Here is a 15,722-nt window from a genome sequence, read left to right as displayed (position 1 = left end):
CTATACAACTCCAGTGCCGGTACGAACAGGGCCCCCTGCGCCCTGCCTCAGGAACGTACGACGCACGCGACAGGCTGTCCTGTCACGCGAACCGGGGGCTACCTGTCCGCTCCGTCACGGTCTGAGGTGGTGCCACCGGTCGTCGAGAACGTGACCGGCTGCGCCTGCCTCACCCTTCAGGAGGATGCATGACCTCGCTCGTCCTGCCCGCCACGGACGACCTGCGTGCGCGTGCCCGCGCGTGCCTGGACCGCATCGGGGTGGTGATCCCGGAAGGCGACGGCCTGTACGCCCGGACGCCCATCACCGGCGAAGACCTGTTCGGTCTGAAGGGCAGCGGCGCGACGGAGACGGAGGCGGCCGTGACCGCCGCCCATGACACCTTCCTCACCTGGCGCACCACTCCGGCCCCGCGCCGCGGCGACGTCGTGCGCCGCTTCGGCGACCTGGTGCGGGAGCACCATGACGACCTGGCCGAGCTGATCACCCTGGAGGCGGGGAAGATCCGGGCCGAGGCGCACGGCGAGGTCCAGGAGATGATCGACATCGCGGACTACGCGGTGGGTCTCTCCCGTCAGCTGTACGGCAGGGTCATCGCGTCCGAGCGACCCGGTCACCGGATGACCGAGACCTGGCACCCGCTGGGCGTCGTGGGCATCATCTCGGCTTTCAACTTCCCGGCGGCCGTGTGGTCCTGGAACACCACGATCGCCCTGGTGTGCGGTGACACGGTGGTGTGGAAGCCGTCCGAGCAGACTCCGCTGATCTCCCTGGCCTGCGCCCGGCTGCTGGCCCGGGCCGCCGAGGAGACCGGCGCCCCGGCCGGTATCCACCACCTGCTGATCGGCGGCAAGGAGACGGGCGAGGCGCTCGTGGACGACCGGCGCGTGGCACTGGTCAGTGCCACCGGTTCGACGCGGATGGGGCGCTCGGTCGGCCCTCGGGTGGCGGCCCGCTTCGGACGTTCCCTGCTGGAGCTGGGCGGCAACAACGCGGCGATCGTCGCCCCCAGTGCCGACCTCGATCTGACCCTCTCGGCCGTGGTCTTCGCCGTCGCGGGCACCGCCGGCCAGCGCTGCACCTCGCTGCGCCGGCTCATCGTGCACCGGGACGTCGTGGACGAGCTGCTGCCCCGGCTGACCGCGGCCTTCGAACGGCTGCCGGTGGGTGACCCGTTCGCGGAGGACACCCTCGTCGGCCCGTTGATCTCCCCGGCCCCGCTCGAGGCCATGCGGGAGGCGATCGCCCGGGTCACACGCGACGGCGGAAAGCTGCTCACGGGCGGCGAACAGGTGGCGACGGCCGCGGAATCCGCCGCGTACGTGCGGCCGGCGGTCGTGCGGATCGACGGACACACCCCGGTCGTGCGGGAGGAGACATTCGCGCCGCTGTTGTACGTGCTCACCTACGACTCCCTCGAGGAGGCCATCGCCCTGCAGAACGACGTCCCGCAGGGGCTGTCCGCCAGCATCTTCACGCGAGACCAGCAGGAGGCCGAGATCTTCATGTCGGCCGTGGGCGCGGACACCGGGCTGGTGAACGTCAATCTGGGCACGTCGGGTGCGGAGGTCGGCCTCGCCTTCGGCGGTGAGAAGGAGACCGGCGGTGGCCGGGCGTGCGGCTCGGACGCCTGGCACGCGTACATGCGCCGGTCGACCAGCGTCGTCAACTACTCGGGCGAGGTGGCCCTCGCCCAGAACATCAGCTTCTCCTGACCGACGGTGCCCCGCCCCCGACGCAAGGAATCCCCATGACTCTTCGCCGCGCAGGTTCCATCACCCCGGACCGGGTCCACACGAGTCTGGCCGAGCATCTGCTGGTCGACGGATACCCGTTCGTGCTCGACCTGGAGCGCAGTCACGGCAGCTGGCTGGTCGACGAACTCACCGGGCGCTCCTACCTCGATCTCTTCACCTTCTACGCGTCCAGCCCACTGGGTTTCAACCCGCCGGACGTGACGCAGGACCCGGAGTTCACCCGGCTCCTGGCCAAGGTGGGTGCCAACAAGCCCTCGAACGCGGATGCCTACACCACGGAACTCGCGGAGTTCGTCGCCACGTTCGCCCGGGTGCTGGGAGACCCCGAACTGCCGCATCTGTTCTTCGTGGAAGGCGGGGCACTGGCCGTGGAGAACGCGCTGAAGTGCGCGTTCGACTGGAAGAGCCGGCGGAACGAGGCGGCCGGCCGACCGGCCTCGCTCGGTACGCAGGTGCTGCATCTGAAGCACGCCTTCCACGGCCGCAGCGGGTACACCCTGTCCCTGACCAACACCGAGCCGGTCAAGACCGAGCGCTTCCCCGTCTTCGACTGGCCGCGCATCGACACGCCCGCCGTCCGCTTCCCGCTGGCGGACCACCTCGCCCAGGTCGAGGAGGCCGAGCGGGTGGCGCTCGCTCAGGCCGAGGCGGCGTTCCGGGCGCACCAGCACGACATCGCGTGCTTCATCGCCGAGCCGGTCCTGAGCGAGGGCGGCGACAAGCATCTGCGGCCCGAGTTCCTCCAGGCGATGCAGCGGCTGTGCCACCAGCACGACGCGCTGTTCGTGCTCGACGAGGTGCAGACCGGGGTGGGACTGACCGGCACGCCGTGGGCGTACCAGCAGCTGGGAATCGAGCCGGACGTGGTGGCCTTCGGCAAGAAGGCACAGGTCGGCGGGGTCATGGCCGGCCGACGGGTGGACCTGGTCCCCGACCATGTCTTCCGGGTCAGCGCACGGGTCGGTTCGACCTGGGCCGGCGGCCTGGTGGACATGGTTCGCTCGCGCCGTCTGCTGGAGGTCATCGAACGCGACCGGCTGATCGAGCGGGCCGCAGACCTGGGCGAGCAGTTGCTGGGCGGGCTCCGTTCACTGGCCGACCGCTTCCCCGGACTGGTCTCCAACGCCCGGGGGCGCGGCCTGATGTGCGCCTTCGATCTGACGTCCACGGCGTTCCGTGACACCTTCGTGGGGGTGCTGCGCGAGGAGGGCGTGCTCGTGCTGCCCGGCGGCGACCTCTCGGTGCGGCTGCGGCCCGCGCTGTCGGTGAGCCAGGAGGAGCTGTCCTTCGCCCTCGACGCATTCGCGCGGTCGCTCAAGCGCTGCAGCGACGGCGCGTAGACACCCGGAAGAAAACGGCCTGTCCCGCCGCCGAACCGGGCGGCGGGCCCGAACCGGGGCGCGCCGGAAGTAGCGCGCATAAGGCTGGTTCTACCCCTTGTATCGCAGTTTCTCGTGTCCCCCAAAACAGCTACAGGTGGGACCGCACCTGACTGATAGCATCTGCGTTCGAGCTCAACAAACCCGGTCTGGAGAACCGCAGTTGAGACGATGGGAGTGATGCGCGGAGATCCGGCCGATGCGGGGGAAATCGGTTGCGGCGGCACAATCGCCCTCAGCCAATTGCTCTGCGTCTGAATACCGATGCGCTGTCAAGCAATACGGCTATAAGACGGGGATTCATGATAAGAACCGAGGCAATTACGGCGTCTCCAATCTTTCTGGCCGGGCTCATTCAGGTCCTGCACGGTTCGGGAATCGACGTGACGGCTCGGTCGCCCCAGGCAGACCCTCCAGGTCGCACAGATGTCCTCCTTCTCGACTCCGAGGTCCTGCCCGTCGGCTCTGCGCACCTCATCACCGAACTGGCCGCTCACACACCTGTCCTGGTCGTCAATCACGCTCCGGACGAAGATTACGAGGCCTACCTCGTGGCCGGCGCCTCCGGCGTCGTCCACAAGCGGGGTTCGGTCGCCTGCATCGTGCGGGCCATTCAAGCCGTGGCCGCCGGTTCCCGACCGATCCCGTGCCGGCGTGACGACGCGAGGATCCCGTGCGGATGCACCGGTTACCCGGCCCCGACGCCGGTGACCCTTCCCGACGGCCACCTGTCCGACCGGGAGACGCAGGTCCTGCGGCAGATATCCCGTGGCCTGACACATGGTCAGATCGCGACCCGGCTGGGCATCAGTCCGCACACGGTGGACACCTACGTCAAGCGCATCCGCGCCAAACTGGGCGTCGGCAACAAGGCAGAACTGACTCGTGTCGCCCTGCTCGGGCAGCAGGTGGCGCCCCTGCCCGTACAGCCCGCCGGCCGGCCGCGCGCCGGCGACGGCGCCAGGCGGCCCGCCCGTTCCCGCGGGCAGCTGACGCAGCAAGGAGCAGCGCAATGACCCGTCCCGAAGCGACCCTGACGCTCAGCAAGACGGAGGCCCGCCGGCTCGCTCTGACCCGGCAGCATCTGACCGCCTCCCGCCCGGACCCGACACCCGAGGGCCTGCGTACCGTTCTGCGCTCGCTGCGGTACCTCCAGCTCGACCCGGTGAGCGTCGTGGCGCCCAGCCACGAACTGGTCGTCTGGAGCCGTCTGGGGGCCGAGGCCGCGCCTCACCTGTCCACGGCATGGTGGCAGGACCGCTGGCTGTTCGAGTACTGGGCGCACGCGGCGGCCATCGTGCTCACCGAGGACTACCCGCTGCACCGCGCGACGATGGACGCCTACCCGCCGCCCAACCGGTCCTTCACACAGGTCTGGATGGACGCCAACGAGGTGCTGCTGAAGCACATCCTGTCCCGTCTGGCGGAGGGCACCCCGCTGCCCACGGAGGCCTTCGACGACTGCGCGGAAATGGACTGGCCCTCCTCCGGCTGGACCGCGGGCCGCAACGTCGAGCGGATGCTGACCTTTCTCTGGCTCCAGGGCCGGGTCATGGTGCAGGCCCGGGAGGGCGGCCTGCGTCTGTGGGGCCTGCCGGACGCCTGCCTGCCTCCCGGCACCGACCGGACGCCGATGTCGCCCGAGCAGAAGGTCACGGCGGCCACGGAGCACACACTGCGCGCTCTCGGGGTCGCCCGGCCGCTGGACATCAAGCAGTACTTCCTGCGCGGCCAGTACGACGGCCTGCCCGGAGTGCTGCGCGACCTCACCAGGCAGGGAAAGGTCCTTCCCGTCCGGGTCGAGGGCGGCAAACCGTCCGAGACCTGGTACGTGCACACGGACGCGGAGGCGGAACTGACCGCGATCCGCTCCGGCGAGTGGCACGGCCGTACCGCCCTGCTCTCGCCCTTCGACAACCTCGTCAGCGACCGGCGGCTGACCCAGCGGCTGTGGGACTTCGACTTCCGCAACGAGATGTACATCCCCAAGGCGAAGCGGCAGTACGGCTATTACCTGCTGCCGATCGTCCACGAGGACCGGCTCGTCGGCCGGATCTCCCCGCGGGTCGAGCGCAAACGGGACACCCTGGTGGTCGAGGGCATCTATCTGGAGCCCGAGGTCAAGCCCACGGCCGCGCTGCGCCGGGCGGTCGTCGGGCAGCTGGAGGAGCTCGCCGCCTTCCGGGGCGTGCACGGCATCGAGTACGGAGAGGTACTCCCGGACGGCTGGCGCGCCGCGCTCCTCTCCTCGTGAACGGGCCGGCCTCGCCCGGTACGTCCCCTGAAGAGGGGGATGGTGCCCCCGGGCGGGGCCGGGGAAGCTCGGGATGACCAGCCTTGCGAAGGAGAACCGGCGTGCGACTCACTCCCAGGACCCTGCGGCAGAGCGACTCTCCCATCGGAGCGACGTACGCCCTGCTCGACGAACGGGGGGCGCGGGGGAACGCCGAACTGCTCGATCTCGCCCAGGCGGCGCCCGCCTGTCCGCCGGCCCCGTCCGTCGTGGACCATGTCGTGTCCGTCGCCCGGGACGCCCACGGCGCCGACTACGTGGACCTGGCGGGACTGCCGAAGCTCCGGTCCGCCTTCGCCGCCGAGCTGACCAGGGACTACCGGGGCCGGGTCGACGCGGAGAACGTCGTGGTCACCGCAGGCTGCAACCAGGCCTTCTGCCTGGTGACCTCGGCCCTCACCCAGCCCGGCGACGAGGTCGTCCTGCCGTTGCCGTACTACTTCAACCACGACATGTGGCTGCGGCTCGACGGCGTCACCCCGGTCTATCTGGATCCCGGGCCGGGCCTCGTGCCGAGCGCCGCCGCGGCCGAGTCCCTGATCACCCCGCGCACCCGAGCGATCGTGCTGGTGACCCCCGGCAACCCCACCGGGGTGACGCTCCCCCCGCAGGAGATCACCAGGTTCGCGCGGCTGGCGGAGCGGCACGGGATCGCCCTGATCCTCGACGAGACGTACCGCTCGTTCCGTGGCACCGACCAGCCCCCGCACCCGTTGTTCTCCGATCCGGGCTGGCCGGAGACGGTCGTCAGCCTGCACAGCTTCTCCAAGGACCTCGCGATCCCCGGCTACCGGGTCGGCGCGGTCGTGGCCTCGCCCGCGCTGAACAGAGAAGTCATGAAGCTGCTCGACTGCGTCGCCATCTGCCCGCCGCGCATCGGCCAGGAGGCCGCCTGGGCCGGACTCACCGGAGCCGGTCCGTGGCGCCGGGAGCGATCGGCTGAGGTCGTCGCCAGGCGGGAGGCCTTCGCCCGGGCCATGGCGGGGCGGCCCGGCGGGTTCGAGCTGCTGTCCGTCGGCGGCTTCTTCGGCTGGGTGCGGCACCCGTTCACGGACCGGCCGACCGGGGACGTCGTGCGCGAGCTGCTGCTGAAGCACGACGTTCTCGTCCTCCCGGGCACGGCCTTCCACCCCGAGGACCGGGGCACGTTGCGCGTGAGTGTCAGCAACGTGGCGGAAGCCGCCCTGCACGACTTCGCCGGCCGCCTCGCGGCGGCCGGCGGGTGAGCACGCGCGCCCGGAGTCAGTAGATGACGCGGTCGTCGGCCGCCGGACGCCAGGCCCGGGAACCGCGCAGATTACGGGTGATGTTGAGCCGCTTCAGCCAGCGGTCCGACCCGTCGTAGCGGGCCCGGAACGACTTGCGGCCGTGCACCGCACGGAAGTTGTCGATGAAGACCAGATCGCCGGGCCGGAGCACGACGTCCTTCATCGCCTTCTCGATCTCCTCGCACAGCCGCTTGAAGGCCAGCCGGCTGCGCTCCGGCCAGGTCGAGGGGTCCATGTGGTACGGGTCGAGCGCCATGTACGGGTCGCTCCGGTCGCCGAAGAGCAGCGGTCGTCTCGGCGGATTCTCGTTCCACTCCTGGATGAGCCGGAAGCTGCGCTCGCGCAGCTTGTCGATGCGCGGGTCGCCGGAGGACTCCTGTCCCGGATCCGGCTGGTGCGAGTTGTCCGGCATGACGGTGAACTCCGGCTCGAACAAGGCGTCCACGTCGATGCCGGTCCAGTCCATGTCCGGCACGGCCGACACGACCGTCTCCACCGCATCCGGGTTCTTCAGGCACATCAGGGCCACGTAGTCGCCCCGGCACGGGTGGAAGGCGTCCTCCGTGTGCCAGGAGAGGTGCTGCAGGCTGTTGGAGCCGATCTCGTAGTGCTCATGGCCCTTGATCGGCAGCACGTCGTGCATGATACGTCCGTCCTGCTGCGTCGCCCACCCGAAGACATCACCGAGAGCACTCGCGCAGAGAAGGAAGAAGATCTCCTGCCGGAAGGCCGGCGAGTCGAACTGGCTGTCGCGCCAGTGCCCGGGCGTCGGACCGAGTTCGGCCTCGTCCACGTCCAGACCGGAGACCAGACAGAGCGCCGAGGGTTCGCCGAGCCGGAACTCTTCGAGGAACGACAGCAGATGCGAGGGCAGCGCCTTCGCGAGCACGGGGGCACGGCGGATCAGCTCTGGATTCTCGATCGTGTCGTACGCCGCGGCCAGCTCAGCCAGCATCGGGGTGAGCGCCGCGTTGTCCTCGGGTGTGAGCGCCAGGTGATGCATGGCCTGTGTCCTCCCCCTTCCCGCCCGCGGGTGTTCGCCACCCGCGGTCCGACGTGAACGAACCGGAGTCTAGGCGCGGACCGGAATGACTCGCGGTCCCCGTTAGAGGGGACAGGCGAGAAGGGTTCCGGGGTCCTCATAATTTCCGACAACATGACAGTTTCTGCGGAGCCCAGTCGCACTTTGGTGACGCCCGAACCGGCTCTACAGCACGGCGAGCAGCAGGCATCCGGGGACTTATTGAGGGGCTGAGGATGACCGAAGTTGTCAATCTGACGACAATGGAAGTTGACGCGCTGATGGACGCCGATGGTGGGCTCAATCTCACCGACGGGCACGCCCGGCTGGTTCTCACACCACAGCAGTCGGAGATTGTCGCCCGTATTCCGGAGATGTTCGTGGAGGCCACTCGACGGCCGTTCTCCGAGATCGAGCTCGCGGCGCACAAGGCGTTCTTCAGCGCCGTGGGCCAGCACACCGCACCGGTCGGTTCCGGCCGGATCCTCAGCTGCTACTCGTCGACGCTCGCCACGGACATCGTGGCCCGCGCGCTGCCGGCGGGAACGACGGTTGCGGTGCTGCATCCGACCTTCGACAACATCGCCGACCTGATGAGGACACGAGGGCTGCAGCTCGTCCCGTTGTCCGAGGAAGACCTCATGGCCCGGAAGTGGCCGGGCCCCCCGGTCGAGGCGATCGTGGTGACCCTGCCCAACAACCCGACCGGGCTCGTCACTCCCGAGGGGCATCTGCGGTCGCTGGCGGAGCACGCCGCGCGCAACGACCAGACGGTCATCATCGACGCGAGCTTCCGCGGCCAGGTCCGCGACGCCCAGTACGACACCTACGCGGTGCTCGACGCCGCGGGGTGCTCCTGGATCACCATCGAGGACACCGGCAAGCTGTGGCCCACGCACGAACTGAAGATCGGCATGCTCGCGTACAGCGAGCGCACCGACCTGCCGATCGAGTACGCCTTCTCCGAGTCACTGCTCGCGGCCTCCCCGGTCGTCCTGCAGCTCATCACGGAACTGGCCGGCGACTGGGTCGACGGCGGCTACGAGCGGGCGCGTGAACTGGTCGATCGCAACCGGGCCGTGGTCGAGGAGACCCTCTCGCCGGTGGGTCTGAAGCTCGCCGACCCGGAATCGCAGATCAGCGTGGCCCGTATCGAACTCCCCGAGGACGGCCCCGACTCGGACGTGCTGCACAAGGAGATGCTGGCGCGTGGCGTCCACGTGCTGCCGTGCGCGCCGTTCCACTGGGCCGACCCGGAGGGCGGGCTGCGCTACATCCGTGTCTCCCTGGCTCGCCCCTTCGAGACGGTGCGGAGTGCCGTGCTGACGATGGCGGAGGCCTACCGCGACCTCACGCCCGCCAGGTGAACGGCGCCGGCGCCCGGGCGCCGGCCTGCTCGAGGCGGCACCGCCCCCCTGCCGGGGGCGGTGCCGCCTTCCTGCTGCCCGGTTGACGGCGCCCGGTGGCGCACCGGGGCGGCCGGCCCCGGCAAGGAGGCAGCCGTCCGCCGCCGCCTCGTCCCGTTCAGTGCTCGAAGGTCCGCACCACGAAGGTCTGACCTGCGACCGACGGCCATCCCGCCCAGGTCTGGTCAGCCTCCGGCACCGGAGCACCGACCCCGTCGGGAAGGCCGGCCTCGGTGGTGACCACACGCAGCGGAAGAGAGCCCGCGCCCCGGGCGCGGACGACGAGGTCGAGACCGTCGGCCGGTGGCGCCGCGTAGGTGAAGCCCCAGCCCCACGTGCCCATGGTGTGGTTGCGGCCTCCGGGAAGCTCGGCCCCCTCGGCGGAGCCGCCGAGGATTTCGTGACCGGAGGTGTCGGCGTACACGGCGATGCTGTGGACTCCGGCGGGCACCTTCACGCGCAGACGCACGGTCCGCACGCCGCCGTCCTCGGTGACCGAGACGTCCTCGGCACGCGGCAGGTCCAGCCGGGCGCCCTTCGCCTCCCCGTTGGGCAGCGCGACGCCCGCCAGTGGCGGAACCCGGTCGTCGTAGCGGACGGGTTCGTCGCCGAGAAACCTGCCGACCATGGGGTCGGAGGCGTCGCCGAGACTGACCCAGCCGGCCTTGCCGGTGTCGGACTCCAGGACGTATCCGAGGCTCACCGGTTCCGGCTCGTCGGGGCTGTATCCGTCCAGGGCGGCGCCCACCCCCAGCGTGAGCACGCCCGACACCGCGGTGGTCGCCATCGCGGCGGTGGCCACCCGGCCCCGCGGCAAGGGTTCGACGAGACACAGGAGCGTTCCTCCCAGGAAAGCCCCGAGAACCAGCGGTACGGCCACGGCCGACAGGCCGAGGGTGGGCAGCAGCAGGAGGGCGACCGGCAGTATCAGCGCCACGGCCGGCGCCGCGGCCACCGCCGCGGCCACCGAACGCCAGGGGGAGTTCCGGCCCGTCAACCGCAGGATTCCGGCGACGGCGGCGAGACCGGTCAGGGCGGGCCAGGTGAAGAGATAGGCGGCCCCCGGCAGCAGCACGGCACACACCACTGCGAGCAGCGCGAACCAGCAGAGCACGGCCACCGCGGCCTCGAGCGGGGACGCCGTGCGGCGGGCCCACCGGTACCACGCGGCGAGCAGCACGGCCAGCAGCAGCACCTCCCCCACCGCGTACCGCTCCAGGTGGTGGATGGCGCCGTCGGTGAGCACGAAGTCCGGACGGAGCCACGCCAGCACCCACCACACGGCCAGGCCCAGCGCCGCCGCGCCGAGCAGCGTCAGCGGGAACGTGGCCGCGGCGCGTGCGACACCGCGCGCGGCCAGGCCCGCCCGACGCCCGGCCCGCAGGAGCAGCGCCGCGGCCGCCGCCGCCAGCACGGCCAGTGGCAGGACCAGCCAGGCCGGGTAGGAGACGACCGCGCCGAACAGCGAGAAGTACGTGGCGTCCGGACCGCCGCGTCCGAGGTCGTCGCCGGCCAGCCGACGGACCGCGCCGAGGACGCTGTCCCCCATGTCCTGCACGGAGCCGGGGTCGAGCCGCTCGAGGTCGTCGTGGTCGGTGTGGTAGTGGGCGGCGCCCTGCACGAAGGCGAAGTTGAGCCCCCGCATGCCGGCCTCGTCGAAGACGGTCAGGTCCGTGTTGTTCGGCAGGTGCCGGTAGACCTCGTCGGCGAGTGACGTGGTGAACGCCCCCGCCTCCCGCACGGCGGGCGTGAGCCCCGTGCCCGCCGTCTGGAACATCACGGCGGGTCCGGAGACCCCCCTCGCCTCCAGGTTGATCACGACGGTGCGCTCGGGGGCGGCTGTCCGCCCCTCGCCCGGTGAGGCGTCCACATAGGCCTGCGCACCGAGCAGTCCGTACTCCTCGCCGTCGGTGAAGAGGAACTCGACGTCGTTGCGCGGTTGCGGTCCGGCCTTGAGCGCGCGGGCGATCTCGAGGATCGCGGCGACGTTGGCCCCGTTGTCGGCGGCGCCCGGCCCGGTCGGCACCGAGTCGTAGTGGGCGACGAGGAGCACGCGGCCGGTGGGCCGCTCGCCGGGCATGGTGGCGTGGACGTCGGAGACGGTGCCCGCGACAGCCGGGGCGTCGTCGGCGGGCCGGACGGCGACCCGGGTCAGCACCTCGGGCTCGAGCCCCAGCGCCCGCAGCTCGCGTACGAGGTACTTCCGTACGTCCTCCTGCGCGGGTGAACCCGTCGGGTGCGGAACCTTCGCGATGTGGTCGAGCCGGCCGATGGCGCGGGCTGCGGAGAAGTCCTCCTCGGCGGCGGAGGCCGGCCGGGGGTCGGGGGTGAGCAGCGGCAGCGTGGCCGCGGCGGCGGTGAGGAGCAGCAGCAGGAATGCGGCCAGGGCCGGTGTCCGTCTCCGCATGGTGGTCATGGCCTGCACGGTCGTACCTCGCGAGGGGATGAGAGGAATCAGGTCGCAGGGGAGCGCCGGTCCATGGCGTCGACGGCGACGACGCGCAGCTCGGCCGTGTACCGCTCACCGGCCCGGTCACGCAGCCAGAGCCGGTCGGTGCCGGGCAGCATCTCGGAGACGGTGAACCGGTCGGCACCGCTCTCGGCGGTCCTGCGGACGGACTTGGCCAGCAGATTCACCAGGGCCAGGCTGCGGAAGTCCACGGCCATCGGCTTGCGTTCGACCGGCACCCGGTAGAAGCCGCGATCGGGCAGGCCGTGCCGCGCCCGCCAGGCCCGGGCTGCCGCATACCGCCGCTGCTCGTCCTTGACGAACGCCCAGTCGCAGTCCGCGGCCCGGAAGGTCCAGGCCTCGCGCTCGACGACGAGCCGGTCGATGGTGACGCGGGGGCGGTGGCGCGCACCGCCGAACGGGCTGAAGGCGTTCGCGGCGAGCAGCGACAGCGGCTCGCCGATCACTTCCGCGAACGGGTACTCCCGGCCGTCGGTGCGGTGGCGCACGCGGAGTTGCTCGTCATCCCCTCGCTCCACCACCAGGTCCGTGACCGGCAGGACCGTCGCGCCCGGAGGCGGCTCGAAGGAGTCCGCGCCGATCGACAGGTAGGTGTAGGACGGCAGCCGCAGCTCGGCGGCCCGGGCCATCCGGGACGTGGTCAGGGCGGCGTCCATCCGCGGGATGACGGTCACTCGGCGGTCCATGCCCGAGGCGGCCGCGCTGTCCCTCAGACGGCCGGGGTCGGGGTGCTGAGAGGCGAAGAGCTGGCTCTCCAGTGTGTTGATGGCGCAGTGCATCTCGCCCAGGACGAAGTCCACGTCGCCGCGTTCGGCGGCCTGCGGGCTGTCCGCCATGAGCATGATGTCGGGCGAGTTCCAGCGGGCACAGCTCCACAGCGGTTCCCCGGTCGCGAACTCCCGGGCCGCCCGCTCGGCGACGTCCGCGGCCGAGACCACATGGCGGCGGGTGCTCTCGAAGGCGTCCAGGGGCAGTCCGAGGACTCGGCGCCAGCGCTCGCGGAACTCCGCGACCACCTCGTCGACCAGCTCCGAGCGGACGTCGTCGGTGGAGAGCCGGGCGACCTCGGGCAGCAGCGAGGTGAGCATCTGCAGCAACGGCATCGTCCCGGCCCCGCTCCGCGCCCGCTCACGGTCCAGGATCTGGCGGGCCCGTGCGAGGTAGCGCTCCCCGATGGTGTTGGCCAGCCAGAGCGCGCTGTCGAGGAGCAGTCCGAGAGGCGCCGCGAGCCGGTCGGTGATCGTGCGGCCCACGCTCAGATCGATGTCGCGGACGGTGTCCTCGTAGACCAGTGTCCGGCCGGCGTAGGTGCCGCCCGCGCGGCGGGTGGACGAGGACTCGGTGAGGCGTTCGAACTCGGCGGCGAGGTGCCGGCTGGCACGCAGCAGCCGGTCCGGGTCTCCGGCCGAGGCGGCCACCTCCGCCCGGGCGGCGAGGAGTGCCTCGAGCGGCTCGGCGGCGCGCCGGCGTACCGCCGGGTCGCCGATCCCGGCGATCCGTTCGGCGAGTTCCCGCTCGGGCTCGGGAACCAGACCTCCCGCCAGGTCCATGCGGATGATGTCGAGATCGCGAAGGCGCAGCAGGGCGGTCACGGTCTCCAGGTCGAAGGGCGTGCCCGCGATGTCGCCGACGGTGTGTCTGCCGTCGCACCGGCCCAGCACCCGGGCCTCCTGCGCGGTCAGGGTGACCGGCTTGCGGAAGGGCAGCTGGACGGTCCAGCCGGTGAGGGAGGCGGAGGGGACGACCCGCGGTGTCAGAAAGGGCAGCACCTCCCGGCGGGCGCCGATGGCGTGGGCGAGCGCCTCGACGGCCCAGCCCTCGAAGTAGGTCGTGCGGCCCTTCACCAGCCCCGGGCCGGGTACGGCCGTCAGACCGGTCTCCTCCGGGCAGATGCGGGCCCAGCCGACCGGGCCGAAGAATCCGACCGTGTCGTTCTTCAGGCAGTAGCGCTGGAGGTAGGTGACGATCGTCTGCTCGTGGTACCGGCCGCGCACATTGCGGGGTTCACCGGCGGCCGCCTTGTCCAGGCAGTTGTGGACGAGTGCGGGGTTCTGCCAGGTGACCGCCTCGCGGAAGACCGGATCGGCGGCGGTGCGGCGCACGGCCGCGCTGAGCCGCTCCGTGGCGGCCTGGAACACCTTCGTGTAGTGGGCACGGGAGGTCTCGTCCCGGTCGTCGAACCGGTCGGCGGCCTGGGCGAGTTCGTCGTCGCACAGCTCGTTGATCCGGTCGGCGGGGAACCCGGCGCTGCGCAGCGCCGCGTCGCCCCAGAGGTCCCAGCCGGAGGCACCCAGCGGCAGCCGCCGGAAGTACCCGGCACCCGCCGGGCCTGCGGGTTCGGCCCTGCTCGTGCGCGCTGCGGCTGGTTCCCTGTCGCGGCCGGTCATCGGTCGGAGACCGGCTGGCGCGCGGTGCCCACCGTCGTTTCCCGGCCGGTGCCCCCGGTCGCACCCGCGTCCTCGGACGGACCGGCGTCCGCACCGCGGGCCGGCTCCTTCTCGGAGGACGGCTCGGCCTCGGGTGACGGTTCGTCGGGCTTCGTCACCTTGTCCGACAGGCTGCGCAGGCCCGGGGTCAGATAGCCCACGGCGGCCGTCGCCAGGACCAGCAGCCCGAGCAGCCCGAGCAGCAGGGCCATGCCGCGTCCGGGCCCGGTGCCGATGACGCCGCCGACGCTTCCCGCGAGCGCGCCGTCCTCGGCGAGCAGGGGCTCGAAGATGCGGTCGGAGACCGGCCCGGCGAGGAGGTAGCTGCTGCACAGGACAGTGTTGGTGATCATGTTGAAGGTGGCGAACGCACGTCCCTGCAGATCGGGTTCCACCTCGGTGCCGATGATGCTCCGCGAGGTGCCGTCGATGATCATCGAGCAGAACATGAAACCGAACGCGGCGATCGCCACCAGGGTGACGCTGGGGCGCAGCGATCCGAGGCACAGGAACAGCCCCAGGGGGATCGCGAAGCCCGCCGTGCCGTGGACGCGGCGCCGGGGGCCGCCCCAGGAGGCCATGGTGACGCTGCCGAGAACCAGTCCGACACCGCCGACCGTGAGCACCATGCCCAGGGCCGAGACCGACGCGAAGCCGATCACCATCGGCGTGATGAGGACGTCGACGAAGCCGACGCTGAGGTCCAGCGCCGCGTAGAACACGGCGAGGGTGACCAGGGCGCGGTTGACGGCCAGAACGCGCCAGCCCTGCCGGATCTCGCTGCGCAGCGACCCCTTGCCCTCGCTGCCGGCCTCCGACGCCGGCGGGGCGGGGATGCGCGTCAGGAAGAGCACCACGACGTTGAGGAAGAAGGTGGCGCAGTCGATGAACAGGACCCCGTTGAGTCCGATGGCGAGCATGAGCGCACCGCCGAGCGCCGGCGCCACGGTCTGGCTGATGGCGTTGGCGACCCCCATCATGCCGTTGGCGCGGCCGATCTGCTCCTTGGGCGCGAGCAGGACGACGATCGAGTTGAGCGCCGGGACCTGCATGGCTCGCAGCAACGACCGGATCACCGTGGTGACGAAGATGTGCCACGGTTGCAGATGACCGGCCGTGAACAACAGACCCAGGGTCAGTGTGGTGCCGATGCCCACCGCGTCACCGACGAGCAGGATCACCCTGCGGTCCCAGCGGTCCACCAGCGCTCCGGCCAGCGGTGAGAACACGATGGCGGGCAGAAACGCGAGCACGAAGGTGAGGGCGAGCTGGGTGGTCGATCCGGTCTCCAGATAGACCCACACGCCGAGCGCGAATCCGGTGAGTGCCGATCCGGTCATCGTCACCAGGCTGCTCGCCCAGATTGCTATGAATTTCCGCATGCGCGACTGCCCCATCCACGGTTTATGTCGGGTCGGAAATGGGATCACGTCGCTCAGGACGTAATGCCTTTCCCTGTCGGAGGCGTACGGCGCCCAATGGACCGTGCACGTAGACATGTTCAGGGATCGGGCGGCACCGGGTGCATCCCCCCTTTATGGGACGCCCGCCCCCTCCGACGGGCGATTACCTTCCTCGGCATGGTGTGGGCTGCCGCCCATATGCGCGCCTCGTCGGACAGCAGATGAAATGCCGCACCGTCCGGCGCAGGCGACGAACCAACCGGCCTCAGGTCCCCGGCAGCAGAACCGGCGCCACGAGC

At 70.9% G+C, this 15,722-nt stretch carries 10 protein-coding genes; 6 read left to right on the top strand and 4 right to left on the bottom strand.

From position 1 onward, the window contains the following. Positions 1-188 precede the first annotated feature (188 nt). The 5 genes from amaB to HCJ93_RS24780 all read left to right on the top strand — a co-directional run bounded on the left by amaB (position 189) and on the right by HCJ93_RS24780 (position 6,655). Entirely contained in the window at positions 189-1,715 is a 1,527-nt protein-coding gene (gene amaB, locus HCJ93_RS24800) for an L-piperidine-6-carboxylate dehydrogenase (protein WP_167998034.1), read from the top strand. 35 nt (positions 1,716-1,750) lie between these two features. Further along, positions 1,751-3,097 carry an L-lysine 6-transaminase gene (gene lat / locus HCJ93_RS24795; RefSeq protein WP_167998033.1) on the top strand — a complete coding sequence of 449 codons (1,347 nt, stop codon included), beginning with the start codon at positions 1,751-1,753 and terminating at the stop codon, positions 3,095-3,097. A 341-nt stretch (positions 3,098-3,438) separates the two neighbouring features. Beyond that, the gene (locus tag HCJ93_RS24790; protein ID WP_167998032.1) at positions 3,439-4,152 is read left to right on the top strand and encodes a response regulator transcription factor; all 714 of its coding nucleotides are present in this window, start codon (positions 3,439-3,441) and stop codon (positions 4,150-4,152) included. Further along, positions 4,149-5,390 carry a winged helix-turn-helix domain-containing protein gene (locus HCJ93_RS24785; RefSeq protein ID WP_167998031.1) on the top strand — a complete coding sequence of 414 codons (1,242 nt, stop codon included), beginning with the start codon at positions 4,149-4,151 and terminating at the stop codon, positions 5,388-5,390. Before HCJ93_RS24790 ends, HCJ93_RS24785 begins: the two co-directional genes overlap by 4 nt. Positions 5,391-5,491: 101 nt before the next feature. Then, complete coding sequence (locus tag HCJ93_RS24780) at positions 5,492-6,655, top strand: aminotransferase (RefSeq protein ID WP_167998030.1); 1,164 nt, start codon at positions 5,492-5,494, stop codon at positions 6,653-6,655. A 16-nt stretch (positions 6,656-6,671) separates the two neighbouring features. On the opposite strand, the gene vioC is transcribed toward HCJ93_RS24780, so the two are convergent. Next, positions 6,672-7,700 carry an arginine beta-hydroxylase, Fe(II)/alpha-ketoglutarate-dependent gene (vioC, locus tag HCJ93_RS24775; protein WP_167998029.1) on the bottom strand — a complete coding sequence of 343 codons (1,029 nt, stop codon included), beginning with the start codon at positions 7,698-7,700 and terminating at the stop codon, positions 6,672-6,674. Positions 7,701-7,954: 254 nt separating this feature from the next. Here vioC and HCJ93_RS24770 point away from each other — a divergent pair, with 254 nt between their 5' ends. Further along, positions 7,955-9,085: an aminotransferase class I/II-fold pyridoxal phosphate-dependent enzyme gene (locus HCJ93_RS24770; protein ID WP_167998028.1), complete on the top strand. Its 1,131-nt coding sequence runs from the start codon at positions 7,955-7,957 to the stop codon at positions 9,083-9,085. 157 nt (positions 9,086-9,242) lie between these two features. Here the strand turns inward: HCJ93_RS24770 and HCJ93_RS24765 are convergent, their stop codons facing one another. From HCJ93_RS24765 to HCJ93_RS24755, 3 genes are read right to left on the bottom strand one after another with little or no spacing between them, the layout of a single operon-like run. Further along, positions 9,243-11,540 (bottom strand): M20/M25/M40 family metallo-hydrolase, encoded by a 2,298-nt coding sequence (locus tag HCJ93_RS24765; RefSeq protein WP_167998027.1) that lies wholly within the window; start codon positions 11,538-11,540, stop codon positions 9,243-9,245. A gap of 38 nt (positions 11,541-11,578) precedes the next feature. After that, entirely contained in the window at positions 11,579-13,981 is a 2,403-nt protein-coding gene (locus HCJ93_RS24760; RefSeq protein WP_167998026.1) for a lantibiotic dehydratase, read from the bottom strand. Continuing rightward, positions 13,978-15,402: an MFS transporter gene (locus HCJ93_RS24755; protein WP_277350768.1), complete on the bottom strand. Its 1,425-nt coding sequence runs from the start codon at positions 15,400-15,402 to the stop codon at positions 13,978-13,980. The genes HCJ93_RS24760 and HCJ93_RS24755 overlap by 4 nt, the downstream gene beginning before the upstream one ends. Between the last annotated feature and the right edge of the window lie 320 nt (positions 15,403-15,722).

The organism is Streptomyces composti, from assembly GCF_012034205.1.
GTDB classification, from domain to species: domain Bacteria; phylum Actinomycetota; class Actinomycetes; order Streptomycetales; family Streptomycetaceae; genus Streptomyces; species Streptomyces composti.
The sequence above is the reverse complement of the archived record's forward strand: the minus strand, read 5'-3'. Positions and strand labels throughout refer to the sequence as shown.

Excerpts from the sequence above, each read along its gene's own strand:
- amaB (WP_167998034.1), top strand. The coding sequence starts at position 189 with ATGACCTCGCTCGTCCTGCCCGCCACGGACGACCTGCGTGCGCGTGCC.
- lat (WP_167998033.1), top strand. The coding sequence starts at position 1,751 with ATGACTCTTCGCCGCGCAGGTTCCATCACCCCGGACCGGGTCCACACG.
- HCJ93_RS24790 (WP_167998032.1), top strand. The coding sequence starts at position 3,439 with ATGATAAGAACCGAGGCAATTACGGCGTCTCCAATCTTTCTGGCCGGG.
- HCJ93_RS24785 (WP_167998031.1), top strand. The coding sequence starts at position 4,149 with ATGACCCGTCCCGAAGCGACCCTGACGCTCAGCAAGACGGAGGCCCGC.
- vioC (WP_167998029.1), bottom strand. The coding sequence starts at position 7,700 with ATGCATCACCTGGCGCTCACACCCGAGGACAACGCGGCGCTCACCCCG.
- HCJ93_RS24770 (WP_167998028.1), top strand. The coding sequence starts at position 7,955 with ATGACCGAAGTTGTCAATCTGACGACAATGGAAGTTGACGCGCTGATG.
- HCJ93_RS24765 (WP_167998027.1), bottom strand. The coding sequence starts at position 11,540 with ATGACCACCATGCGGAGACGGACACCGGCCCTGGCCGCATTCCTGCTG.
- HCJ93_RS24760 (WP_167998026.1), bottom strand. The coding sequence starts at position 13,981 with ATGACCGGCCGCGACAGGGAACCAGCCGCAGCGCGCACGAGCAGGGCC.
- HCJ93_RS24755 (WP_277350768.1), bottom strand. The coding sequence starts at position 15,402 with ATGCGGAAATTCATAGCAATCTGGGCGAGCAGCCTGGTGACGATGACC.